21 protein-coding genes are annotated in these 22093 nt (G+C 71.9%); 7 read left to right on the top strand and 14 right to left on the bottom strand.

The annotated features are described in order from the left end of the window. The first annotated feature begins 78 nt into the window (after positions 1-78). The 3 genes from AB0H71_RS25935 (at position 79) to AB0H71_RS25925 (ending at position 1904) form a co-directional block, all read left to right on the top strand. Positions 79-900 carry a mycofactocin-coupled SDR family oxidoreductase gene (locus AB0H71_RS25935; protein WP_357025958.1) on the top strand — a complete coding sequence of 274 codons (822 nt, stop codon included), beginning with the start codon at positions 79-81 and terminating at the stop codon, positions 898-900. A gap of 86 nt (positions 901-986) precedes the next feature. Further along, a complete protein-coding gene (locus tag AB0H71_RS25930) occupies positions 987-1271 on the top strand; it encodes a hypothetical protein (RefSeq protein WP_357025956.1) in 285 nt (94 codons plus the stop codon). A 192-nt stretch (positions 1272-1463) separates the two neighbouring features. Further along, complete coding sequence (locus AB0H71_RS25925; protein WP_357025955.1) at positions 1464-1904, top strand: STAS domain-containing protein; 441 nt, start codon at positions 1464-1466, stop codon at positions 1902-1904. A 71-nt stretch (positions 1905-1975) separates the two neighbouring features. On the opposite strand, the gene AB0H71_RS25920 is transcribed toward AB0H71_RS25925, so the two are convergent. Next, positions 1976-3397: a DoxX family membrane protein gene (locus AB0H71_RS25920; RefSeq protein ID WP_357025953.1), complete on the bottom strand. Its 1422-nt coding sequence runs from the start codon at positions 3395-3397 to the stop codon at positions 1976-1978. Between the two features lie 157 nt (positions 3398-3554). On the opposite strand from AB0H71_RS25920, the gene AB0H71_RS25915 reads away from it, so the two are divergent. Further along, positions 3555-4433, top strand: coding sequence for a DUF6319 family protein (locus tag AB0H71_RS25915; protein ID WP_357025951.1), 879 nt, complete (start codon positions 3555-3557; stop codon positions 4431-4433). A gap of 171 nt (positions 4434-4604) precedes the next feature. Here the strand turns inward: AB0H71_RS25915 and AB0H71_RS25910 are convergent, their stop codons facing one another. The 3 genes from AB0H71_RS25910 to AB0H71_RS25900 are packed head-to-tail and all read right to left on the bottom strand — an operon-like array spanning position 4605 to position 7296. Next, positions 4605-6128: a GGDEF domain-containing protein gene (locus AB0H71_RS25910; protein WP_357025950.1), complete on the bottom strand. Its 1524-nt coding sequence runs from the start codon at positions 6126-6128 to the stop codon at positions 4605-4607. Then, positions 6128-6697, bottom strand: coding sequence for a hypothetical protein (locus tag AB0H71_RS25905; protein WP_357025948.1), 570 nt, complete (start codon positions 6695-6697; stop codon positions 6128-6130). Before AB0H71_RS25905 ends, AB0H71_RS25910 begins: the two co-directional genes overlap by 1 nt. Continuing rightward, positions 6694-7296: a pyruvoyl-dependent arginine decarboxylase gene (locus AB0H71_RS25900; protein ID WP_357025946.1), complete on the bottom strand. Its 603-nt coding sequence runs from the start codon at positions 7294-7296 to the stop codon at positions 6694-6696. The genes AB0H71_RS25905 and AB0H71_RS25900 overlap by 4 nt, the downstream gene beginning before the upstream one ends. 331 nt (positions 7297-7627) lie before the next feature. Here AB0H71_RS25900 and AB0H71_RS25895 point away from each other — a divergent pair, with 331 nt between their 5' ends. Together AB0H71_RS25895 and AB0H71_RS25890 are read left to right on the top strand one after the other, a co-directional pair. Next, positions 7628-9319, top strand: a complete 1692-nt coding sequence (locus AB0H71_RS25895; protein WP_357025945.1) for a sodium:solute symporter family protein — start codon at positions 7628-7630, stop codon at positions 9317-9319. Between the two features lie 12 nt (positions 9320-9331). After that, positions 9332-9601, top strand: a complete 270-nt coding sequence (locus tag AB0H71_RS25890) for a hypothetical protein (RefSeq protein WP_357025943.1) — start codon at positions 9332-9334, stop codon at positions 9599-9601. A gap of 67 nt (positions 9602-9668) precedes the next feature. Here the strand turns inward: AB0H71_RS25890 and AB0H71_RS25885 are convergent, their stop codons facing one another. The 9 genes from AB0H71_RS25885 to AB0H71_RS25845 form a co-directional block, all read right to left on the bottom strand. Beyond that, positions 9669-10148: an SRPBCC family protein gene (locus AB0H71_RS25885; protein ID WP_357025941.1), complete on the bottom strand. Its 480-nt coding sequence runs from the start codon at positions 10146-10148 to the stop codon at positions 9669-9671. A gap of 239 nt (positions 10149-10387) precedes the next feature. Then, entirely contained in the window at positions 10388-11836 is a 1449-nt protein-coding gene (locus AB0H71_RS25880) for a PepSY-associated TM helix domain-containing protein (RefSeq protein ID WP_357025939.1), read from the bottom strand. A 345-nt stretch (positions 11837-12181) separates the two neighbouring features. After that, positions 12182-12760: a hypothetical protein gene (locus AB0H71_RS25875; RefSeq protein WP_357025937.1), complete on the bottom strand. Its 579-nt coding sequence runs from the start codon at positions 12758-12760 to the stop codon at positions 12182-12184. Positions 12761-12851: 91 nt separating this feature from the next. After that, positions 12852-14018, bottom strand: coding sequence for a TerD family protein (locus tag AB0H71_RS25870; protein ID WP_357025935.1), 1167 nt, complete (start codon positions 14016-14018; stop codon positions 12852-12854). A 50-nt stretch (positions 14019-14068) separates the two neighbouring features. Further along, positions 14069-15709 (bottom strand): acyl-CoA synthetase, encoded by a 1641-nt coding sequence (locus tag AB0H71_RS25865; RefSeq protein ID WP_357025933.1) that lies wholly within the window; start codon positions 15707-15709, stop codon positions 14069-14071. A gap of 231 nt (positions 15710-15940) precedes the next feature. Continuing rightward, positions 15941-17566 carry an acyl-CoA synthetase gene (locus AB0H71_RS25860; RefSeq protein WP_357025932.1) on the bottom strand — a complete coding sequence of 542 codons (1626 nt, stop codon included), beginning with the start codon at positions 17564-17566 and terminating at the stop codon, positions 15941-15943. A 194-nt stretch (positions 17567-17760) separates the two neighbouring features. Next, positions 17761-18405 (bottom strand): hypothetical protein, encoded by a 645-nt coding sequence (locus AB0H71_RS25855; RefSeq protein ID WP_357025930.1) that lies wholly within the window; start codon positions 18403-18405, stop codon positions 17761-17763. A gap of 40 nt (positions 18406-18445) precedes the next feature. Further along, on the bottom strand, positions 18446-19039 hold the full coding sequence (locus AB0H71_RS25850) for a DUF4352 domain-containing protein (RefSeq protein WP_357025928.1): 594 nt from the start codon (positions 19037-19039) through the stop codon (positions 18446-18448). Positions 19040-19113: 74 nt separating this feature from the next. Then, on the bottom strand, positions 19114-20223 hold the full coding sequence (locus AB0H71_RS25845) for a lipase family protein (protein WP_357025926.1): 1110 nt from the start codon (positions 20221-20223) through the stop codon (positions 19114-19116). Between the two features lie 120 nt (positions 20224-20343). On the opposite strand from AB0H71_RS25845, the gene AB0H71_RS25840 reads away from it, so the two are divergent. Continuing rightward, positions 20344-20769 (top strand): DUF4189 domain-containing protein, encoded by a 426-nt coding sequence (locus AB0H71_RS25840; RefSeq protein WP_357025924.1) that lies wholly within the window; start codon positions 20344-20346, stop codon positions 20767-20769. Between the two features lie 84 nt (positions 20770-20853). Here the strand turns inward: AB0H71_RS25840 and AB0H71_RS25835 are convergent, their stop codons facing one another. Beyond that, positions 20854-22071, bottom strand: a complete 1218-nt coding sequence (locus AB0H71_RS25835) for an acyl-CoA dehydrogenase family protein (protein WP_357025922.1) — start codon at positions 22069-22071, stop codon at positions 20854-20856. Positions 22072-22093 lie beyond the last annotated feature (22 nt).

The following is a 22093-nucleotide window of genomic DNA, read 5'->3' as shown; positions in this document are numbered from 1 at the left end:
GCGGGTGGCCGCGCGAGCCGGTGCGCGCGCGTAGGGTCGCCGGCAACCGGGTCCACGAGCGCGGGTGAGGAGCTTGACATGGGACAGCTGGACGGCCGGGTCGCCGTGATCACCGGCGGGGCGCGCGGGCAGGGCCGCTCGCACGCCGCCCTGCTCGCCGCGGAGGGCGCCGACATCGTGCTCGCCGACCTCGCGGCCCCGCTGCCCGGCCTGCAGTACCCGCTGGCCACCCCCGCCGACCTCGCCGAGACCGCCGAGCTGGTGCGCGCGGCGGGCGGGCGCTGCCACACCGTGCGCGCCGACGTGCGCAGCCGCGACGACATGGAGCGGGTGGCCGCCGAGGCGCTGCGCGAATTCGGCCGGATCGACATCCTGCTGGCCAATGCCGGGATCGCCGCACACGGCACCGTCGCCGAGACCGACGAGCACACCTGGCGCGACACCATCGATATCGACCTCTCCGGCGTCTTCCACAGCATCAAAGCGGTGCTGCCCACGATGCTGGAGCGGCGCTGGGGCCGGATCGTCGCCACCTCCTCGATCGTCGGCCGGATGGGCGCCACCGGCTCCGGCGCCTACGCCGCCGCCAAGTGGGGCGTGATCGGGCTGATCAAATCGCTCGCGCTGGAGGTGGGGGAGTCCGGCATCACCGCCAACGCGGTGCTGCCCTCCGGTGTCCGCACCGACATGGTGATGAACCCCGCCACCTACCGCGTGCTGCTGCCCGACCTCGAGAACCCCACCCGCGAGGACGCCGAGGCCATGTTCGCGAAGGGCGGCGGGCTGATCGAGCCGGAGGAGGTCTCCCGGCTGGTGCTGCTGCTGGTCGGCCCGCACGGCGGCCGGTTCAACGGCGAGGCGCTGAGTATCTCGGACGGCATGTCCGGCGGCACCGTCTGAGCAGGTGACCCACCCCACCTGCGGTAACACCGCTTCGGCGGGGTTCGATGAACGGGGTGGACGGAGCGAAGGAGAAGGGGAGAACGGTGGACAACACCACGGCGGCACAGCATTTCGACGACCTGGTGCCCGGTCTCGCCGAGCTGCCGGGCTGCACCCTCCGGATCGACGGCTCGCCCTGCGCGACCAGGGCCGATCGCTGGGCGCGCGGCCGCGGCTGCTGCCGGGCGAGCGGAATCGACCTGCTCTGTGAGAACTGCGCGCTGCGGCTGGAGTGGTGGTTCGCGCTCGGCGTCCGGTTCGAGTGCAGCGGCTGCGGCACGGTCTCGGATTCGCTGGAGGCGCTGTTCCCGGAGTCGGACACGGTGTAGCGCCGGGCCGTCCGGTATCGGTCCTTCGGAACATGCTGGGGGACAATCTCTTCCGGGCTCCGAGCCGCGCCGCCGGAAAGACACGCGGACGAAATGCGCGGGGAGCCCTATGCTCTCGGTATCGCTGTAAGCCGGGAGAGGCATGGGCGGCCGGTCCCGGCCCGGTTCCGTGCCGCCCGGTCGAGGAGTTCGATGGCCGCTCATCCGGCAGGGTCAGGTGCCGACCGCCCGCGCCGTCCGGAGCCCGATCTGGTCGCGCCGGGAAGCGATGCGGCGGTGTGCTTCTCGGAGGCCAGGCTGCGACGGGACATCACGCTGCTCACGGTCGGCGGCGAGATCGACCTCTCCACCGCGCCGGTCCTGAAGGAGCGGCTCAGCTCCGCCGCGGACGGCGCGGGCACGCTGGTCGTCGACCTGACGCCGGTGACCTTCCTCGCGGCCGCCGGGCTGCGGGTGCTGCTCGACGCGCAGTGCGCGGCCGACCGCTCGCAGCTGCGGCTGGTGTGGATCACCGGGGCCCGTCCGGTGGATCGGGCGGTCGAGATCGGCGGGGCCGGGGAGCGGCTGCGCCGGGTCTCCTCGCTGGCCACCATCCTCGGGCACCGGGAACGCCGCATGCCGGCGACCGGCTGACCGGTCGCCGGCACACAGTCCAGCGTCTCCGGCCGCGGGTTCGGCGAAACCCGCGCCCGGAGAACTCCACCTCAGCGCAGCCGGGCCTCGGCCCGGTCGCGCGCCACCTCGGCGCGGGCCCTGGCCAGCTCGGCCAGGTGCACGCTGCGGTCGCGGGCCAGCTCGGCCCGCGAGCGCGCGGCATCGCCGAGCTCGGGGGCCCGCTCGCGGGCGATCTCGGCCAGCCTGGCGCTGCGCTCACGCGCGGTGAGCGCCTGCTCGCGGGCCGCGTCGGCCAGCTCCGGCGCGCGCTTGCGCGCCTTCTTCGCCGCCCGGCGGCCGCGCTTCTTCGCGGTGTCGGCGAGCTCGGGACCCCGCTTGCGGGCGGTGTCCGCCCAGTCGCCGCCGCGACCCCTGGCCAGCTCGGCCCAGTCCACGCCGCGGTCCTTGGCGGTGTCGGCGAGGTCGGAGCCCCGATCCTTCGCCAGCGCCGCCCAGGTCGCGCCGCGATCCTTCGCCACATCGGCGAAGTCCGAGCCGCGGTCCTTGGCGACGTCGGCGAACTTGGCGCCCCGGTCCTTGGCGACGTCGGCGAAGTCGGAGCCGCGGTCCTTGGCGACATCCGCGAACTTCGCGCCGCGGTCCTTGGCCACGTCGGCCAGCTCGGAGCCGCGCTCGCGGGCGAGCTCCGCCAGCTCGGCGCCGCGCTCGCGCGCCGCCTCGGCCAGCACCGGCGCGCGCTTGCGCGCCTTCTTGGCCGCCCGGCGGCTCTGCTTGCGCGCGGTCTCGGCCCAGTCGCCGCCGCGATCCTTCGCGATCTCGGCGAGATCGGAACCCTTGTCCTTGGCGACCTCGGCCCAGTCCGAGCCGCGGTCCTTCGCGACCTCGGCCAGCTCCGAACCCCGGTCCTTGGCGACCTCGGCGATCACCGCGCCCTTGGCGCCCGCGGTGCCGGCGATGCTGCGCGCCGCCTCGGCGACCTCGTGCGCGTGTTTGCGCAGCGCGTCGCCGGTGCCGTCGGCGCTCGCCCCGATCGGCAGCGCCGCGGAGACGGTAGCCGCGGCGTTCTTCGCCGCCCGCCTGCCGCGCCAGCCCAGCGAGGGCTTGCCCTCGGTGTCGGCGCTGGCGATCATCAGCCCGCCGAGCAGCGCCACGTCCTTCAGGAACGCGGCCCGCTTCGCGGACTTGCGGTCCGGATCCTCCTCGGCCCAGAAATCCTGCTCGGTGATCGTGGCCGGGACGACCGTCGCGGCCAGCACCAGCGCCGCGAGCCGCGGCGCCTTGCCGAGCGCGAGCAGCGTGCCCGCGCCCACCTGAGCCGCGGCATTCACCTTGACCAGCGTGGCGGTGTCGGACGGCAACTTGGTGGCGACATCCTCGGGCAGCGTGCGCTGGCCCTTCTGCACGAGGTCGGTCGCTGCCTTCACCCGCGGTTCCGGATTGCGCAGGGTATCGATCCCGTCCACGACGAACGCACTGGCCAGCAAGGGTCGCGCGAGTCGGCGCAACAACATGACAGAACCCCTTCCTCGATGGATACGGACCGGGTTCCCGCCCCCGCCGCCCTCAAACGGGGACCGTTCCACCCGGCTCGGTGCTCATCTGTCGGTGCCGTGCGGCATCATCGACGCACACCCGTCACCACCAACGCAGATTGCTCGGAGCCCGCCAATGCCCTCGCCACGTAACCGGCCGAAGCCCCTGTCCGACAGCGAGATCCACCAGATCGCGGCGGAGATAGCCGCGGGCAGGCCGCCGATGGTGTGGTTCACCTCGGCCGCGGTCGGCGTTCCGGAGGGCAGGTCGGGCAAGGTGCTCTCCCTCGGTGATCCCTCCGACGGTGATTTCCTGCAGGTCAAACCCACCGGCTCGAAGGATGTGCTCTCCTTCTCGCCGGTCGAGGTGACGCTGGTCAAGCCCGCGCGCCCCGCCAAGGTGGCGCCCGCCAAGGCGCCACCCGCCCCCGGCTCGCCTCCCGGCACCGCCGCGTCCGGCACCGGCCCTGCCGCGTCCGGCTCGGGTTCCGGCACCGCCGCGTCGAGCGCGGGTTCCGGCACCGCCGGGGCCGGCTCCGCACCCGGCGGCACCGGTTCCCGCCCCGCTCCGGGGGCGGCGCCCGCCCCCGCGCCCGCGGGCGCCGCACCCGCGAATACTGTTGCCCCCACACCGACCCCCAGGGAGGACACCCCCGTGACGCAGCCGACCCCGGCCCCCAAACCCGCCACCCCGGCGGCCGCCGCCGAGCCCAAGCCGCGCCCGGCCAAGGCGCCGGCTCGCAAGGCGAAGACGCCGGAGGTCACCATCACGCTCAACGGCACCGCCGAGGGCGAGTGGACGGTCGACGTGGTGAGCGGCAAGAAGCGCACGGTCCGCGGCCTCGCCATCAGCACCACCGCCGTCTCCCAGGCGGCCAAGATCCTGCACCCCGAGGTGGAGGAGGTCGTAGCCGGCATCCTCGAGGCCGTCCGCCGCGACCAGCAAGCCAAGGTCGCCCAGCTCCAAGCAGAACTGGAACAAGCAAGAAAACTCCTCACCGAACTAGGCGACTGAAAACCCCCCACCCAGCCCCCAGGGGGCGAGTCTTACGAGCCCCGTTCGCGGCCCGTCTCGCCGTTCAGCACTCGAAAGCGCACGCGCCGCAGGCGCGAGTCTCGAGTGCTGAACGGCGAGACTTCCCGGGGCCGCGAACCCGCCCGGCGAAGCCGGGCAAATCCAACACAGCTATGCGCCGAAGGCGCGAGTCTCGAGTGCTGAACGGCGAGACTCCTCGGGGCCGCGAACCCGCCCGCCGAAGGCGGGCCAATCGAACACTGCGTAGCCGAGCGAGCGTTCTTTCGCGTGGTACATCGCCGAGTCGGCTTCGCGTAGCAGTTCGTAGACGCCGGCGTCGAAGCGGCGCGGTCCGTCGCAGGCGATGCCGATGCTCGCGGTGATCGGGATCTCGCCGACGCTGAGTTCGAACGGCCGCAGGAAGGCGGTGAGCAGCCGCTCGGCGAGCGCACCGGCCTGTTCCCGGTCCAGCGGGGCGAGCACGACGAACTCGTCGCCGCCGTAGCGGGCGGTGACGTCCCGGTTGCCGACGACCCGGCGGATCCGGGAGGCGGCATTGGCGATCAGCTCGTCCCCGACGGCGTGGCCGTAGCTGTCGTTGACCATCTTGAAGCCGTCCAGGTCGAGGAAGAGCAGGGCGAGCGGGTGCTCCGGCCCGCGTGTCCGGCTCTGTCCGAGCCTGCGCAGCAGCGCCGTGCGGTTGAGCAGCCCGGTGAGCATGTCGTGGTCGGCCTGGTACTGGGCCCTGCGCTCGCTGCGGGCGCTGCGCACGATGGCGCGCTCGCTGCGCACCAGCACGCCGATCAGCATGAGCGCGAAGAGCGTGGAGACCACCACCCGGTCCAGGAAGGTCGGGCTGGAGCCGACCACCGGCACCAGCGCGGCCACGATCAGCGCCACCGCGATCATGCTGGCGCGCTGCCGCGAGTGCTGCGGATGGATGTGCCGCGGGGTGGTGAGCGCGGTCATGGTGGGGTGCACCGCGGCCACCCCGACGGTGAGGTACGCCACCAGCAGCGATGCCTGCAGCACGTCGTGGTCGACGAGCCGGGCGCCGACGGTGTCCAGGCTGTAGCCGAGGTCGCCGATGAGGATGGCGAGCAGCCCGATGTGCAGCAGCCGCCGGGACGGCTCCGGGCTTCCGGTGGCCATCGAGTAGGCGACCAGCGTCAGCAGCAGCGCGTCGAGCACCGGGTAGGCCGCCGCGATCAGCGCCACCGCCCCCGGCCCGGACGAGCTCAGGATGGGCGAGATGAGGAAGGTCCAGGAGGCGAGCAGCGCGCCGAGCCCGATCAGCCCGGAGTCGAGCAGCAGGTCGTGGTTGGCGCGCGCCTGCCGCGGCCGCAGCCACAGCGTTGCCGCCGCGCCGATTCCGGCGTACCCGGTCAGGGTGCAGATGTCGTCCAGCGGCTGCTGCCCGGCGCCGCGCAGCGTGCTGCCCGCGGCGAAGGCCACCGCCGAGCCGGAGAGCAGGTACCAGGGCAGCGGGTGGGCCGGGCGGTACCGCCACAGCCCGAACCCGATCATGCCGAGCGAGCCGAGCACGACGACGGCGGTGGCGCCGAACGCCACCGGGCCGGAGCCGGCCAGCAGCTGCACCCCGATGGCGGCGGCGCCCGCCGCCAGCAGCAGCGCGCAGCACCCGCCCCCCGGCTGTGCGAGCTTTCCGGCCGGTCGTCCGTCGTGCACGTTCATCAGCCCCCCTCGGTCGCGCCGTTCCCGGTGAACCGTGCCGCGTAGTAGATCTGGGAATCCTCCACCGCGACGTCGACGCTCGCCCGCTCGTCCAGCGCGGCCCTGATACCGTCCGCGAACGAGAAGCGAGTGTTGTTGTACGAGCAGATATCCCAGCCGACGACCGCGTGCTCGGCCACGAGTACCCGAACCACTGATTCGATCATGACATGGAACGCGGCGCCGTGCCGTGCGCTCGGGGCAACGAGGGTGAAACCCGCGTAGAAGATGGCGTTTCGCGCGGCGTGTTCCGGGTATCGCGCGGCGAAGTACTCGGGGCTGATCCAGGGCACCGTCTCCAGGCACCGGGTCAGCGTGGTGACGCCGATCGGCTCGCCGGACGGCAGCCGCGCCACGTGCTTGTGGATCCGCGGGTCCACCATCTCCGCGCGAAACTCGCTGGGGTGCAATACCTGCCGGGCGGCGGCGCTGGCCCGCAGCGGGCCGAAGGCCTCCTCGTAGACGCGCTGGAAGAGCGCGATCTGCGGCTCCGGGACGCTGCTCTCCACGGTCACGTGCAGCCCGCTCACCGGGCGCCGTCCCAGCCCGCGGCCCGGTATGCGGCGAGCACCAGCGCGCAGGCCGGCTCGGCGGCGGCGCGAATCTCGGTGACGCACAGCTGGATCGGGCCGAAATCGGCTCTCCGGCGGCGGGTCATGTCGGTGAGGCTGGCCCGGATCAGCGCCTCCACCTCGGCGGCGCTCCCGGCCTCGTGCTCGACGAAGAGCCCGGAGCCGTCGGCGCGCAGCACCCAGCCCATGCCGGCGGCGGCCCGCGCGCCCGGCGCCGCGCTCTGCGCGGCGTAGACGCAGTACAGCCGATCCCCCCAGGCGATCGGTTTGCGCACCCGCGCACCGCGCACCAGCCGGGCGCGCGGCGGGATCACCGAGGAGAGCCGGATCAGGTTCGCCTCGCCGACGCCGAGCTCGCGCAGCGCCGCGTCGAACGCCGCCAGCGCGGTCGGGCCGCTCCCGGTCGCCGCGCCGATCTCGATGGTCAGTGGTATACCGGACGACCGGGCCGCGCGGGCCTGCCTGCTCGCCGGGGTGCGTAATCGCTCCACCCACGGCAGCCCGAGCAGTGCGCTGCGCTGGGCCGAGACCGCCTCGCGCGCGGTGTTGTGCATCATGGTGCCCCTCCGATTCCCCCGGCCCGCCGCGTGCGCGGGCCACGTTCAGCAACGAATTCGACTGTGCGCCAACTCGGCCGGGTTCGCAGCGTGGTTCGCCGGATCGGTGCCGCCGCCTTCGGTGTCCATACCCCTTCCGGCCTGCGGTGATGGAGCTTCGGGATCGCCTGGGCGACTGTCCAGGATTTCTCCCACTGCGGAGCGCCCCGGTGGTGCACAATCTCCGGACAGGACCCGAATCAGGTTCGACAGGAGGAATGCAGTGCCGCTTCCCGACTCATCCGTGTTGTCCTCCGTTCCACCCGCAGTCCCCTTACCGACCGACCCGGCCGTGCTCGCCGCCGAGTCCCTGCGGCTGGACGCGAGCGCCGTGGACTACGCGCTGGTCGCGCTCTACTTCGTCTTCGTCATGGGCATCGGGCTGCTGGCGCGGCAGCGCGTCTCGTCCAGCATCGACTTCTTCCTCTCCGGCCGCTCGCTGCCGGCCTGGGTGACCGGCCTCGCCTTCATCTCGGCGAACCTCGGCGCGGTCGAGATCATGGGCATGTCGGCGAACGGCGCCGAGTACGGCTTCCCGACGTTCCACTACTTCTGGATCGGCGCCGTCCCCGCCATGCTCTTCCTCGGCGTGGTCATGATGCCCTTCTACTACGGCTCCAAGGTGCGCTCGGTGCCGGAGTTCATGCGCAGGCGCTTCGGCACCGGCGCGCACCTGGTGAACGCGCTCAGCTTCGCGGTGGCGCAGATCCTGATCGCCGGCGTCAACCTGTACCTGCTCGGCACCATCCTGAACGTGCTGCTCGGCTGGCCGCTGTGGGTCTCGGTGGTGGTCGCCGCGGTGATCGTGCTCTCCTACATCACGCTGGGCGGGCTCTCGGCCGCCATCTACAACGAGGTGCTGCAGTTCTTCGTGATCGTGGCGGCGCTGCTGCCGCTCACCCTGGTCGGGCTGCACAAGGCGGGCGGCTGGAGCGGGCTGCAGGAGCGGATCATCGACTCGCCCGGCGGCGCCGCGCAGCTGGAGTCCTGGCCGGGCAATGCGCTGAGCGGGTTCGCCAATGATTTCCTCTCGATCCTCGGCATCGTCTTCGGCCTCGGCTTCGTGCTCTCCTTCGGCTACTGGACCACGAACTTCGTCGAGGTGCAGCGGGCCATGGCCACGCACTCCATCTCGGCGGCCAGGCGCACCCCGATCATCGGCGCCTACCCCAAGATGTTCATTCCGCTGATCGTCGTGATCCCGGGCATGATCAGCGCGGTGCTGGTGCCGGAGATGGCGGAGTACAAGGCGCAGCGGGCGGCGAACCCGGACTTCACCGGGGACACCTCGTACAACCAGGCGCTGCTCTACCTGATGAAGGACGTGCTGCCGAACGGGCTGCTCGGCGTCGGGCTCGCCGGGCTGCTCGCCGCGTTCATGGCCGGTATGGCCGCGAACGTCTCCGCGTTCAACACGGTGTTCAGCTTCGACCTGTGGCAGCAGTACGTGAAGAAGGACCGGCCGGACGGCTACTACCTCAAGGTGGGCCGGATCGCGACGGTCGGCGCCACGGTGGCCGCGGTCTTCACCGCCTTCATCGCCGGCGGCTTCGCCAACATCATGGACTACCTGCAGACGCTCTTCAGCTTCTTCAACGCGCCGCTCTTCGCCACCTTCATCCTCGGCATGTTCTGGAAGCGGATGACCCCGACCGCGGGCTGGGCCGGGCTGGTCGCCGGCACCGCCTCGGCGATCTTCGTCTTCCTGCTGAACGAGACCGGGGTGATCTCGCTCTCCGGGCAGGGCGCGAGCTTCGTGGCCGCGGGCACGGCGTTCGTCGTCGATATCGTGGTGAGCGTGGTGGTCACCCAGTTCACCGCGCCCAAGCCGGCCGCCGAGCTGGCCGGGCTGGTGTACTCGGAGACGCCGAAGGAGATGCGCACCGATCCCGAAGCCGACTCCCTGCCCTGGTACCAGCGTCCGGTGCTGCTCGCCGGCATCGCCCTGGTGCTGGTCATCGCGCTGAATATCGTCGTCGGATAAGGAGCTCCCCCGATGCTTTTCGACATCCGCACCATCGTCGGCTCGCTGCTGAGCATCTACGGCGTGGTCCTGCTCGTCACCGGGCTGGTGCACAACACCGCGGCCGAGCAGGCCAAGACCGGTGGCTGGAACGTCAACCTGTGGGCCGGGATCGGCATCTTGGTCGCCGGGCTCGCCTTCATCGCCTGGGTGCTGCTGCGCCCGGTCAAGGCGCTGGAGCCGACCCCGGCCGCCGACCCGGAGGCGCCGCTCGACCCGGAGGGGATCACGCCCGCCAAGTAGCACACGACGAGGGCCCCGGCCGCGGATGTTCTCCGCGGCCGGGGCCCTCGTGCTGTCCGGGTTCGGATCAGATGGCGCCGGGCGCCTGCTGGTCCGGGCGGGGGACGTCGCCGCGCCAGGCGCCGGTCTCGTGCCCCTGCTTCTCGATGAACTTCTTGAAGCGGTCGAGGTCGCCGTTGATGCGGTGCTTCAGCACGCCGGTCTTGTCGGCCACCTCCTCGAGGAAGCCGTCCGGGTCCACGTCGATCTGGGCGGTGACCCTGGTGCGGGTGTCGTCCAGCCGGTGGAACGTGATGACGCCGGCGTGCTCGGGGCCGCTGTCCGACTTCCAGGCCACCCGCTCGTCCGGGTGCTGCTCGGTGATCGTGGCGTCGAACTCCTTGGTCACCGGGCCGACCTTGATGCGCCAGTGCGTGTGCTTGTCGTCGAGCTGCCTGATCTCCTCGACGCCCTCCATGAAGTGCGGGAAGGACTCGAACTGGGTCCACTGGTTGTAGGCGGTCCGAACCGGAACCTCGACGTCGACTGCCGCGGTCATCGTGCTCATGGGTAACTCCTTTCCCCTGCCGGAATACTCCGGGAACCGGGGCTGGGGTGTCGTCCTGCTGGACGACCGGGACACTCACCGGCTACCCGGGGCCTGCGGGCACAAACAACCGTTACCACCGCATTGCGTGGGTCGGTTCAGCGGTTATCGCGGCAATATCGGCGGTCTGCCGTGCTGAGGCGGTGGCTGCGCGGCACCGCCTCAGCTGGTGGCAAATTGTCGGCGAACGGCGCTGCGGGTCAGTCGGTTCCGGCCGGGGCGCGGCGGAGCTGCCCCAGCAGGACGTCGACCGCGAGGAAGCCGAGCAGGCTCAGCCCGAAGAGCGGCACGAACCAGCCGACGAGCAGCGCGGCCACCACCGCCGCCACCGCGAGCGGCAGCGGGGTCGAGCGCAGCGCGCCCCGGCGCGGCGCCCGGCCGCCGAGGGTGCGGCCGGTCGCGCGGGCCGGGCGCCTACGCCACCACATGCGGTAGCCGAGCAGGATCACCGCGCTCAGCCCGACCATGCTGACCAGCAGCAACAGCTGGTTGAGCAGGCCGAACATGAGCCCCATGTGGAACTGGATGCCCCAGTTGGCGAGTTTGGCCATGAGCGGCCACTCCGCGTACGGGAGCCGGTCGGTGACCTGCCCGGTGGCGCCGTCCACCGCCACCGCGTCGGCGGTGTAGGTGCCGGGGATCCGGCGCTCCTTCACCGTGAAGGCCTGGCCCGCGTCGCTCGGCACGGCGATCTCGGCGGGCTGGGTGATGCCGTCGGCGCGGGCCGCCGCGAGCACGGCGTCCAGCTCCGCGATCCGGGTGGCCGGGTCGATCTCGGCGGCCGGGGCGTGCCCGGCGTCGTGGTGGTCGCCGCCGTGCTCGTGCGCGGGCTCGGCGCCGGGCAGCGTGCTGCTGACCGCGGGGGTGGTCCAGCTCAGCTGGGCCCGCAGCTCCTCGATATTCGCGCCCGCGTAGGTGGACCAGGTCATGCCGGTGGCGGAGAGGACGAGCGCCATCGGCAGCACCCAGGTGCCGAGCGCGCCGTGCCAGGTGAGCAGGCGGTTACGGCCGCGCTGCGCCGAGTCGGGGGCGAGCAGCCAGGCGGCGGAGTTGCGGGCCCGCCGTGCCCGCACCCGGCGGATCCACAGCACCAGCCCGGCCAGCGTGACCACCCACAGCCAGGAGGCGGCCAGCTCGCTGTAGAGCCGGCCCGGCTCGCCCAGGTGCAGGTTGCGGTGCAGCTGGTCGATCCAGGTGCGCAGCGGGAGCGCGCCGGAGCTGCCGTAGACCGTCGATTCGCCGACCGGCTCGGCGGTGTACGGGTTCACGAAGACCGCGCGGCGCTCGGATTCGCCGAGGGTGGGGTCGGCGAACAGGACCCGGGTGGTCTCGCCCGGAGCCGGGGCGGGGGCCACCGCGACCAGCGTGAGGTCGGGGCGGACGGCGACGCCGTTGCGCACCTGCTCGGCCAGCGGCGCCTCGGTCGCACCGACCGGGACGCGCAGGAGGTCCTTCGAGGTGAGGGCTTCCAGGGTGGGGGAGATGGCGTAGAGCGCGCCGGTCACGGCGGCGATCAGGATGAAGGGGGCGACGAAGAGGCCCGCGTAGAAGTGCAGGCGGAGGGCGAGGGGGTGCAGGGTTCGGCGGGGGGCCCGCTCGGGGACGTCGTCGGGGGAGGTGTCGGGTGGGCTGACGTCGGTGACGCTCATGGGGGTTCGTTTCGTTCGAAGGGCTGGCGGCTCTTCTCGCTGCGGGCGCGGTGCACGGCAGGTCGCCGGTTCGTGCTGGCACGGCTCGGACGTCGCGGTTCCCGCTCGTGCTGGGCACTGCTCGGGTGTCGGCCGGGCCGTGGCTCCGCGAGGCGGGTCCGGTACGCGCACCGGGGTGGCAGGTCGCGGGGACGCGCCTGAGCACGGCGGTGAGCCTTCGGCGTGCGCTCGGGCGTCGTGCGGGGCGTGTGCCCGCACCGTCCGGAGCAGCCGCCTCGGGCGTGCATATTCCTCGTGCGTGCACGACGGCGCGCGCCGGTGTTCCGACCGGCGGCGAGAAGGGATCTAGTGGACGAACCCCGGCGGTGGCCCGCGGCTGCTCAGCCCCTGCCGCGCGAAGACGCGCAGCACCACCCGATCGCGGTGCGCGATCGGCAGCATCGTCCGGTCCGCGACCGGCGGGGCGGGGGCGCGCGCGGGCAGCGCCTGGGCCAGGGCGCCGAGCGCGGCCCGGCAGGCGGCGCCCGTCCCGTGCACGAGAAGCGCCGCGACCAGCACGGCGATCGCGTGCGCGGCGAGCATGGCAGGCGTCAGCTGGAGATCACCGCCGTGCAGATGCCCGGACTCGAACCCGAGCCCGACGTGCCCGAGCACCTGCCCCGCGCCGAGCACGGCGACCAGGGCGGCGGCGCTCTCCCGCAGCGCGGGCGCGCTCGCGAGCAGCGCCCCGGTCACCGCGGCGGCGGCGAGCAGCAGCACCAGCGCGGTCGAGCCGGGTACCTCGAGCCCGCTTCCGCTCCCGGCGGCGGCCCAGCCGTGCGCGGCCACCGACAGGCACGCGGACAGCGCCCCCGCCGCCGCGCCGCGCACCCGCGCGACCGCGGCGGGAGCACCCGCGTTCCCGCGGCCGGACCGGCACAGCACGGACCGATTTTACCCGGGGCCCCCGGCCCACCCGCCGCCTCGCGCGCACCCGGACCGGAACCCTTGCGCGGCAGTGCCTTCCGTGCGGGGCTCAGGTGTTGTCGCGCTTGAAGGTATTCAGCGGGCCCTTGTCCATCTTGACCTCGACCCGGCCGTCCGGGTGCAGGATCGCCTTGGGGCGGTGCTCGGACATCCGCCTGCTGTACAGCTCCAGCCGCTCGACCAGCACGCCGTCCGGGCGGTTGTAGACGATGCCGGGGACGCAGGTGAAGATCCAGCTCGACTTCTTGGCCTGGTCGGCCGGGATGGTGACCTCCTCCTCGCCGCCGCTGTCGATGGCGAGCGTCACCCGGTACTTGTGGAACGAGCCGGTGCCGTTGTTGATCGCCGAGTACGCCACCGGCACCACCGCCGCGATCTCCGGCGCGAACCGTACCTCGATGATCTCCTCGGTGCTCCCGCCGCCGCGGTTCACGTCACCGCGCCCGCGATCGCCCAGGTGCCGCACCAGGTCTTTGAACTGCGGGTTCGCCGGAATGCCCTGGGCGTCGAAGGTGGCGACGTGCACCACGGTGCCGTCGGTCAGCACCACCAGTGCGTACGCCTCGTAGTCGGTGCCCGAGGTCCACGCCACCCGCAGCCGCACCACCGGCGCCTTCCGCAGCAGGACCGGCGCCGAGTTCTTTATGGTGATCGAGCGCTTCGTCAGATTCGGGGCCGGAGCCGCCACCGGTGGCGGGGGCGGCGGCGCGGGAGGAGCCGGGGTGCCGGGGTCATCGACGGTGATCCCGTAATCCGTCGCCAACCCGGCCAACCCGGACGCATACCCCTGCCCCACATTGCGCAACTTCCACGCCCCACCGCGCCGATAGATCTCTCCGAGCACCACCGTCGTCTCGGTACTCAACCCCCCGACCACCAGCTCGTGCGCGGCCGCACCATCGCTGACCCGCACCGCGAGCGGAACCGCCGCGACGGTCCCGGTATCGACGGAGGCGGCGACGACGAGCCGCTCGACCCGCCCCGCGACCCGGGCCAGATCGACGCTCACCGCCCCTCCGGCCAACCGCACCGCCCCGTCCGGCGACTCCGGCTGGTTGTAGAACACGAAGTCGGCATCCCCGCCGACCTTCCCGTCCGCCCCGACGCACAGCACCGACACGTCGATACCGCCGGGCGCCACCGTGATTCGCACCTGCCCGCCGCCGAGCGGCACATTGCCGCCCTTCGGCAGTGCGCTACCCGGACTCGAGTTCACTGCCGACCCCTCATCGCTCGTCCGATTCGTACGGATTCGAGCCTAGGGGATCAGCCCTCCACGTCCATCTCGGCGAGCGGCTTGCGCAGCAGCTTGCCGGTGGCATTGCGCGGCAGCTCGTCCAGGAAGACCACCTCGCGCGGCACCTTGTACCGCGCCAGGTTCGCCTTGACGTACTCCTTGATCTCCTGCGGATCCCGGCTCGACCCGGGACCGGGCACCACGAAGGCGCGCAGCCGCTTGCCGTACTCCCGGTCGTCCACCCCGACCACCGCCGCCTCGAAGACGTCGTCGCGCCCGGCGATCAGGTTCTCCACCTCGAGCGGGAAGACGTTCTCGCCGCCGGAGACGATCATGTCGTCGTCGCGGCCGTCGATGAAGAGCAGCCCGTCGGCGTCGACGTGCCCGACATCGCCGCTGTTCATCATGCCGTCGACGATCTCCTTGGTGCGCCCGTCGGTGTACCCGGTGAAGGCGAAGCCGTTGTCCACGAAGATGGTCCCGGTGACGCCGGGCTCGGTGATCGGCTTCCGGTTCTCGTCCAGCAGCACGATCCGGATGCCGACCGGCGCCTTGCCCGCGGTGGTCGGCGCCTTGCGCAGGTCGGCCGGGGTGGCCACGGTCATGACCGCGCACTCGGTGGAGCCGTACAGGTTGTAGAGGCTGTCGTTGAAGTGATCGAGCGCGCGGGTCACCACATCCGGCGCGATGGCCGAGCCCGCGGCGAAGATCACCTTCAGGCTGCGCACGTCGTACTTCGCCAGCACCTCGTCGCCGAGGTCGAGCATGCGCTGCAGCATGGTCGGCACCACGACCAGCGAATCGGCCTTGTACTTCTGGATATTGGCGAGCGTGCCCTCCGGGTTGAACCGGCGCTGCTGGAACACCACCCGGTTGCCGAGCGCGAGCCCGAGGGTGAACTGCGAGAGCCCGGTGCCGTGGAAGATCGGCGCCGCCATGATCATGGTGCCGTTGCGCGGCAGCGGCACCCGGTCGATGAACTGCGCGGAGGCGAAGGGGCTCACCCGATCACGCGGGGCGCCCTTGGGGGTGCCGGTGGTGCCGCTGGTCAGGATGACCATGCCGCCCGGCTTCTCCGGCGCCGGGAAGGGAGTGGTATCGCGGCCCGCGATCAGCGAGTCCAGCGTCGGGATGGCCGGATCGGCGCCGTCCTTCTCGTCCACCCAGGTCAGCACGTGCGGGATGCCGGACGGGATCACGCTCATGAGGTCCAGGAACTCGCTGTCGTGCAGCACCGCCTTGACCTTCTCGCGCTCGGCCACGTCAGCGAACTGCGGCTTGGCGAAGCCGGTGTTCATCAGCACCGCCCGCACCCCGAGCTTGCCCGCGGCGAGCAGGCTGAGCACCATGCCGCGGTGGTCGCGGGCCAGCACGGCGATCACGTCGCCGGGGCCGATGCCGTTGTCGGTGAAGCCGCGGGCCAGCGCGTTGGCGCGGCGGTCCAGCTCACCGAAGGTGATCTCGCCGAGCTCGTCCACGATGGCGGCGGCATCCGGCCTGGTCTGCGCGGCGTGCATGACGACCCCGGCGAACGGCCCGAACTTCAGCACATTGATCGCCGAGCGGGCCGCGTGGTCGAGCCGCAGCGGGTTGAACAGCCGCCGCTTGACCATGACGTTGACGCCGAGAGCGAGATCGCTCGCCCTGCGGATCGGAGCCGGGAGTGCCATCTGCTACGCCTTCCGCGCGGCCCGGCCACCGGCGAGCGAGGGGTGGCGGGGACCGCAGCTTCGAGATCCAGTGCTATGCGGCGACAATAGCAGCGGTCGATATCACCCGTGTCGCACGTCTCGTTTCGGAAGACTCGGTGTCGCCGCAGGTGGCGAAGGTCTCGCGGCGGAAGAAGTGAACCTGGAGCCGCCCGGGCGTCCGGTGGGACGCGCCGGGCGGGCGGAAAAGGCTCAGGCGTTGACCTCGTACTCCACCAGGACGCGGCGCAGCAGCTTGCCGGTGGGGTTGCGCGGCAGGTCGTCCAGGAAGATCACCTCGCGCGGCACCTTGTACCTGGCGAGGTTGTTCTTGACGTACGCCTTGATCTCCTCGGCGTCCGGGTTCTGCCCCGGCTCCGGGACGACGAAGGCGCGCAGCCGCTTGCCGAACTCCACGTCGTCCACGCCGACCACCGCGACGTCGAAGATGTCGGCCCGCTCCAGCAGCAGGTTCTCCACCTCCTGCGGGAAGACGTTCTCGCCGCCGGAGACGATCATGTCGTCGTCGCGGCCGTCCACCATGAGCAGGCCGTGCTCGTCGAAGTGCCCGACATCGCCGCTGGACATGAAGCCGTCGATGATCTGCTTGTGCCTGCCGTCGGTGTAGCCCTCGAACGGCGCGCCGCTGCGGATGAAGATGCGCGCGGTGGTGTTCTTCGCGCTCACCTGCTTGTCGTCCTCGTCGTAGAGCCGCACCTCGCAGGTGATCGGCGGGCGGCCGACGGTGCCGGGCGCGATGGCCAGCTCGTCCGGCTGCGCGACGGTGGCGACCGCGCACTCGGTGGAGCCGTACAGGTTGTAGAGCACCGGGCCGAACGCCTCGGTGGCCTTCACGCACAGCTCCGGCGAGAGCGCCGAGCCCGCCAGCACGATGCCGGTGAGCGAGGAGAGGTCGTACCTGGCGCGCACCTCGGCGGGCAGCTCGGCCATGCGGTGCAGCATGGTCGGCACCGCGACCAGCATGTTCGCCTTGTTGTCGGCGATCATCTGCAGCGTGGCCTCGGCGTCGAACCGGCGCCGCATCACGATCGTGTTCGAGAGCGCGGTGCCGACCAGCCAGGTGGCGAGCCCGGTGCTGTGGAAGATCGGCGAGACGATCACCATGGTGCCGCGCTGCACGAACGGCAGCCGGTCCACGATCTGCGCGGTGGCCAGCGGCGAGACCTTGGTGCGCGGCGCGCCCTTCGGCAGCCCGGTGGTGCCGCTGGTCAGGATGATGAAGCCGCCGGGGCGCGGCGGCGCGGGCAGCGGCTCGGCGGAGTTGGCGCCGACCAGGTCGTCCAGGGTCTGCGCGCCCGCGGGCAGCTCGGTGCCCTCGTCCACCCAGGTCAGGTAGCGCGGCAGCTCCGGCGGCAGCGCGTCGAGCAGGCCGAGGAACTCGCTGTCGTGCAGCACCGCCTTGACCTTCTCGCGCTCGCACACCTCGGCGAACTGCGGCTTGGCGAAACCGGTGTTCATCAGCGCGATCCGGACGCCGAGCTTGCCCGCCGCGATCATGGAGAGCAACAGGCCGCGGTGGTCGCGGGCCAGCACCGCGATCACGGTGCCCGGGGTGATGCCCGCCGCCTGCAGGCCGCGCGCCACCGCCGTGGACTGGTCGTCGAGCTCCCTGTAGGAGAGCTCGCCGCGCTCGTCGACCAGCGCGGGCTGCTCCGGCAGGATCCGGGCGGAGTGCCGGACCAGGGTCGCCTGCGGGCCGTAGATCTGCGACTCCCGCATGGTGCGCAGCGTCTCCACCGGCGCCTTGGGATTGCTGACCCCGTTCTGCCGCAGCACCCCCAGCGCCTTCACGACCTCGAGCGCATGGGCCAACTTCATGGGCGAACACCTCCACAACCGGGATCCGCCCTCGTGCCCGAAGCGCGAACCCACCGGACTTCTACGAACGCATACCGTAGCAGTGTGAGTGCGGCAGATCACAGGGAAAGCCGACAAACCGGACCGCTGGTACCTACTCGCGCGTAGCCCCAGGTGGGGGCCGCCACCCCGGGCCGGGCGGCGGCCACGCCGGGTCAGTTGTACACCGCTCCGAAGGTCGGCATGGTGACGGTGCCGCGCTGGTAGGCGAAGCCGTCCGGGTGCTCGGCGCTGACCGGCACCGGCCAGCGGTGCCAGAGCGTGCCGTAGATGGCGGCGACCACCGGGCCGGCGCCGGTGCTCAGCTTGGCGGTGCGGATGGTGGTGTCCACCGGGATGTCCTGGTGCTCGATCAGCTGGTTGGTGCCGCTCTGGCCGGTGGCGAGGTTGAGCCAGATCACCTCGAGCCTGGCGTCGCCCTGGTTCGGCGCGATGGTGCCCGGCCCGCCGAAGAAGCCGAAGCGGAAGCCGTCGTACCCGAAGGCGATGCCGTTGCCGTAGAGGCTGCCGCCGTCGCCGCGCCCGATATCGGACTGCGCGGGCACCTGGAACGGCTGCGCCATCGGCGCGATCTCGGTCGCCCGCGCGATCGCCGCGGGGTCGGCGAGCAGCCGCTCGATCGCGGCCGCGGCGTCCGGATTGCCCGCCGCCGCCGTGCGCAGCTGCTGCGCGGCGGCGATCGGGTCGATGGCGGGGGCCGGCGCCGGCTCGGGGGCGGCGGGGCCCGCGAGGGTGAAAACGCCGGTCGCCACGGCGGCGACGGCGAGGCTGAGACGACGCAGTGAACCCACTCGATGCATACCCAGTTCTCCTCGAAGAGTCGTGGTAACGCTGGTTGGTCTAGCGCAGATCCACCTTCGCCCCGGCGGACGACTGCGAGCCGTGCACCTCCAGCACCGCGGGAACGGTGCCGACCGGGACGTCGAAGGCGACCTTCACCGTAACGGTGTCACCGGGCGGTACCGCGGAACCCGGGATCGCGGCGGCGGGGTATTCCCGGCCCCGGTCGTCGACGAGCGTCTGATCGCAGCCCGCGCAGGAGCGCGGCTCGTCGTCGGTGTTCCGCACCAGCACGGTGAGCACGCGGTACTCGCCGGTCGCGGTGGCCGGGCCGATCGACTTCACCGGCGGCTCGATCTCGGTGACCCGGAAGGCCAGCGCCGCGTCGCGCACCTCGGCGCTGGGCAGCGGCGCCGGGTCGGTGGCGATCCTGGCGACGGTGAAGGCGCCGCCCCAGAGCAGCAGGATCCCCCCGATGATGGCGAGCGGCACCGTGAGCACGCTTGCCCGGGCCGGGCGGGCCCGGAAGCCGGGCGGCGGGGTCGTGAAGCCGGGCGGCAGCCGGTCGCACACCGGCTCCCCCGGCTCCGCCGAATGGTTGCCCCCTGATCGCCGATGCCACGGCAATCCGTGGCTCACGGTGTTCCCCTGCATCCTCGAAGTGTGCGTCATCACCCGCGATAAGGGAATAGTGGGGTCTACGTTGTGAGGTAGGGAGCAGGGTTCGCTCAGTCGAGCACTGTCTGAATGTTTGCCAGCAGTGCTGGCAAACCGGCGTCGATAATGCCGAAGTGGTCGATTCCCGGTCGCACGTCCAGTTTTACATCGGCGCCCGACGCCCGCAGCCCCCGCTCGAAGGCGAGGCTCAGCGGCAGCGGCACCACCTGATCCGCGGTGCCGTGCAGCAGCCGCACCGGGTGCGTCCACCCGGCGCCGGGCAGCCCCAGGTAGGCGTGCAGCGCCGTGGTGAAGGCCGGGTCGGTGAGCGGCCGGGCGAGCAGGGCCCGCGGCGGGGTGCCGTCGAGCGCCGCGCGCTGCTCGGTCGCGCAGCGCTGCTCCGCCGAGTCGACCGCCGCCCGGCCCCGCGGGCTCAGGTAGTCGTTCACCGGGAGCTCGGGGCGCGCCGCGCGCAGACCGTGCAGCAGGTAGACGAGCAGCGACGACAGCGGGGTGAGCAGCTCGCCCGGCGGGAAGGCCGGGCTCAGCAGCGAAAGCCCGTACTCCGCATTCGTTTCCGGCGCGAAGGCCACGGTGCCGCGGAACTCCAGCTCCGGCGCCGCGGTATCGGCCAGCCACCCCGCCATGAGCGCCGCCTGCCCGCCCTGCGAGTGCCCCGCGCTCGCCCACACCGCCCCGACCCGCGGGTCCGCGGCCCTGGCCGCGCGCACGATATCGATCATGGCGTTCGCCTCGGCCACCGCCGACAGGTAGTGGTGCGCCCCCGGCGTCCCCAGCCCGGCGTAATCCGTTGCCGCCACGGCATATCCGCTGTCCACCAGCGCCGCGATGGCGGGCGCCGAGATCGCCGCCGCCTGCGTCGGCTCCACCCCGTCGCGCAGCCGCACCGACGCCGCGCACTGGTCGCCGAGCCCCGCGGTGCCGTACCCCCACGACACCACCGGCCACCCACCCGGCGGCGGCGCCGTGCGCGGCAGGTAGACCAGCCCCCGAGCGGGAACCTGCCCGCCGGACTCGTCGGCCGTCACGTAGTCCACCAGCAGCGCGTCCCCCAGCCGCACAACCGAACTCAACGCACCACGCGCCTCCGGAGCGGCCTGCGCGGGTGCCGCAGCAACCCCCACCACCACGGCGAGCAGCACGACGATCGTCCGGATCATGCGCCCATGCTCCCACGTCCGCGGACGACCTGATTTGTCCCGTCTGGACGAATTCCCCACCGGCGGGAATGATGACCAGGTTCCGGACCCGGAGCAGGTTTCGACAAGAGGGATGAATCGATGAGGGTTATGGGTAAGGTCGGCTTCGCCGTGGCGGCGGGCGCCCTTGCGGTGGGGAGCGTGTTCGGCGCGGGTTCGGCCCATGCCGCCGGCCAGTACGCGGCGATCGCGGTGAGCAACAGCACGCTGTACTACGGCGTCAGCGTGGACACGGCGAACTACGACGAGGCCAAGGGCGTCGCGCTGGACCAGTGCGGCGAAGCGGACTGCGAGGTCCTGGTGGCCTGGGCCAACGGCTGCGGCGCGCTGGTCGCCAGCGACGACGGCTACGCCGCCCGCTCCGGCCCGAACCGCGCCGAGGCCGAGCGCTCCGCCTACGAGCTGATCTCGCAGATCACCCCGACGGCGGTGCTCGCCAACACCGGCTCCGCCCAGCTGAGCGGCGCGCACATCGTCGAGGTGGTCTGCACCAGCAACGCCCGCTGAGCGCGGCGGCCGGGATCGGGGGTCCCGGCTCTCGAATGCGAAACGGCCCGGACCAGTCACTGGTCCGGGCCGTTTCGTCAGGAACTACTTCAGCTGGGTGCTGGTGAGCCCGAGCACCCGCCGCGCCACGATCAGCTGCTGGATCTGCTGCGTGCCCTCGAAGATGTCCAGGATCTTGCTGTCCCGGCCCCACTTCTCCAGCAGCAGCCGCTCCGAGTAGCCGATCGCCCCGGCCAGCTCGACCGCCTTGAGCGTGATGTCGGTACCGGTCCGCCCCGCCTTGGCCTTGGACATCGAGGCCTCGAGCGAGTTCGGCTTCTTGTTGTCGGCCATCCAGGCGGCGCGCAGTGCGAGCAGGTAGGCGGCCTCGTAGTCGGCCTCCATCCGCAGGAACTCGGCGGCGGCGGCGTGCTGGTTGTTGGCCGGGGCGTCGTAATCGATCTCGACGCCGGCGTCGGCGAGGATGGAGCGCAGCTCCTCGAGCGCGGCCCTGGCGACACCGATGGCCATGGCGGCGACCAGCGGGCGGGTGTTGTCGAAGGTCTGCATGACCCCCGCGAACCCCTTCTCCACGTTCACTTCCGGGCTGCCGAGGATATTGTCCGCCGGAATCCGGCAGTCCTGCAGCAGCAGCACGGCGGTGTCCGAGGCCTTGATGCCGAGCTTGTGCTCCAGCCGGGCCACCGAGAGGCCGGGGGCGTCCCGCGGCACCACGAACGACTTGATCGCCGCGCGGCCGAGCGACTTGTCCACGGTCGCCCACACCACGATGTGGGTGGAGCGCTCACCGGCGGTGACGAAGATCTTCTCGCCGTTCAGCACCCACTCGTCGCCGTCGAGCACGGCGGTGGTGGTGACCGCGGCCGAGTCCGAGCCGAAGGACGGCTCGGTGATCGCCATCGAGGCCCACACCTTGCCGAACCGGGCCAGCTGGTCGTCGGTGGCGACCGCGGCGATCGCGGCATTGCCGAGCCCCTGGTAGGGGATCGAGAGCATGAGCCCGACATCGCCCCAGGAGGTCTCCAGCGCGTTCAGCAGCGCGGACATATTGCCGCCGTTGGTATTGCCGAGCAGCTCGGTGGCGTGGCCGTCGTCCGAGCGGCCGCCCGCGGCGCCGCCGATCTTCTGCGTGCCGGAGTCGTTGAGCCCCTCCACCATGGCGGCCATGGTGTCCAGCTCCACCGGGTACTCGTGCTCGGCGAGGTCGTACTTGCGCGAGATCGGGCGGAAGATCTGCGCCGCCACCTGGTGCGCCTGGTTTGCGCTCGCCCGCAGCTTCTTCGGCAGTTCGAGGTTGATCATTGTTCAGGTCTCCTGGAGAAAA

Origin of the sequence: Nocardia sp. NPDC050697, assembly GCF_040654395.1 — a bacterium.
GTDB lineage: Bacteria > Actinomycetota > Actinomycetes > Mycobacteriales > Mycobacteriaceae > Nocardia.
Note: the sequence above shows the minus strand (reverse complement) of the source record. Positions and strands in the feature narration are given on the sequence as shown.

Bases quoted from the DNA above. Each gene is read 5' to 3' on its own strand.
- AB0H71_RS25935 (WP_357025958.1), top strand. From the start codon at position 79: ATGGGACAGCTGGACGGCCGGGTCGCCGTGATCACCGGCGGGGCGCGC.
- AB0H71_RS25925 (WP_357025955.1), top strand. From the start codon at position 1,464: ATGGCCGCTCATCCGGCAGGGTCAGGTGCCGACCGCCCGCGCCGTCCG.
- AB0H71_RS25920 (WP_357025953.1), bottom strand. From the start codon at position 3,397: ATGTTGTTGCGCCGACTCGCGCGACCCTTGCTGGCCAGTGCGTTCGTC.
- AB0H71_RS25915 (WP_357025951.1), top strand. From the start codon at position 3,555: ATGCCCTCGCCACGTAACCGGCCGAAGCCCCTGTCCGACAGCGAGATC.
- AB0H71_RS25910 (WP_357025950.1), bottom strand. From the start codon at position 6,128: ATGAACGTGCACGACGGACGACCGGCCGGAAAGCTCGCACAGCCGGGG.
- AB0H71_RS25900 (WP_357025946.1), bottom strand. From the start codon at position 7,296: ATGATGCACAACACCGCGCGCGAGGCGGTCTCGGCCCAGCGCAGCGCA.
- AB0H71_RS25890 (WP_357025943.1), top strand. From the start codon at position 9,332: ATGCTTTTCGACATCCGCACCATCGTCGGCTCGCTGCTGAGCATCTAC.
- AB0H71_RS25885 (WP_357025941.1), bottom strand. From the start codon at position 10,148: ATGAGCACGATGACCGCGGCAGTCGACGTCGAGGTTCCGGTTCGGACC.
- AB0H71_RS25880 (WP_357025939.1), bottom strand. From the start codon at position 11,836: ATGAGCGTCACCGACGTCAGCCCACCCGACACCTCCCCCGACGACGTC.
- AB0H71_RS25865 (WP_357025933.1), bottom strand. From the start codon at position 15,709: ATGGCACTCCCGGCTCCGATCCGCAGGGCGAGCGATCTCGCTCTCGGC.
- AB0H71_RS25860 (WP_357025932.1), bottom strand. From the start codon at position 17,566: ATGAAGTTGGCCCATGCGCTCGAGGTCGTGAAGGCGCTGGGGGTGCTG.
- AB0H71_RS25855 (WP_357025930.1), bottom strand. From the start codon at position 18,405: ATGCATCGAGTGGGTTCACTGCGTCGTCTCAGCCTCGCCGTCGCCGCC.
- AB0H71_RS25850 (WP_357025928.1), bottom strand. From the start codon at position 19,039: ATGCAGGGGAACACCGTGAGCCACGGATTGCCGTGGCATCGGCGATCA.
- AB0H71_RS25845 (WP_357025926.1), bottom strand. From the start codon at position 20,223: ATGATCCGGACGATCGTCGTGCTGCTCGCCGTGGTGGTGGGGGTTGCT.
- AB0H71_RS25840 (WP_357025924.1), top strand. From the start codon at position 20,344: ATGAGGGTTATGGGTAAGGTCGGCTTCGCCGTGGCGGCGGGCGCCCTT.
- AB0H71_RS25835 (WP_357025922.1), bottom strand. From the start codon at position 22,071: ATGATCAACCTCGAACTGCCGAAGAAGCTGCGGGCGAGCGCAAACCAG.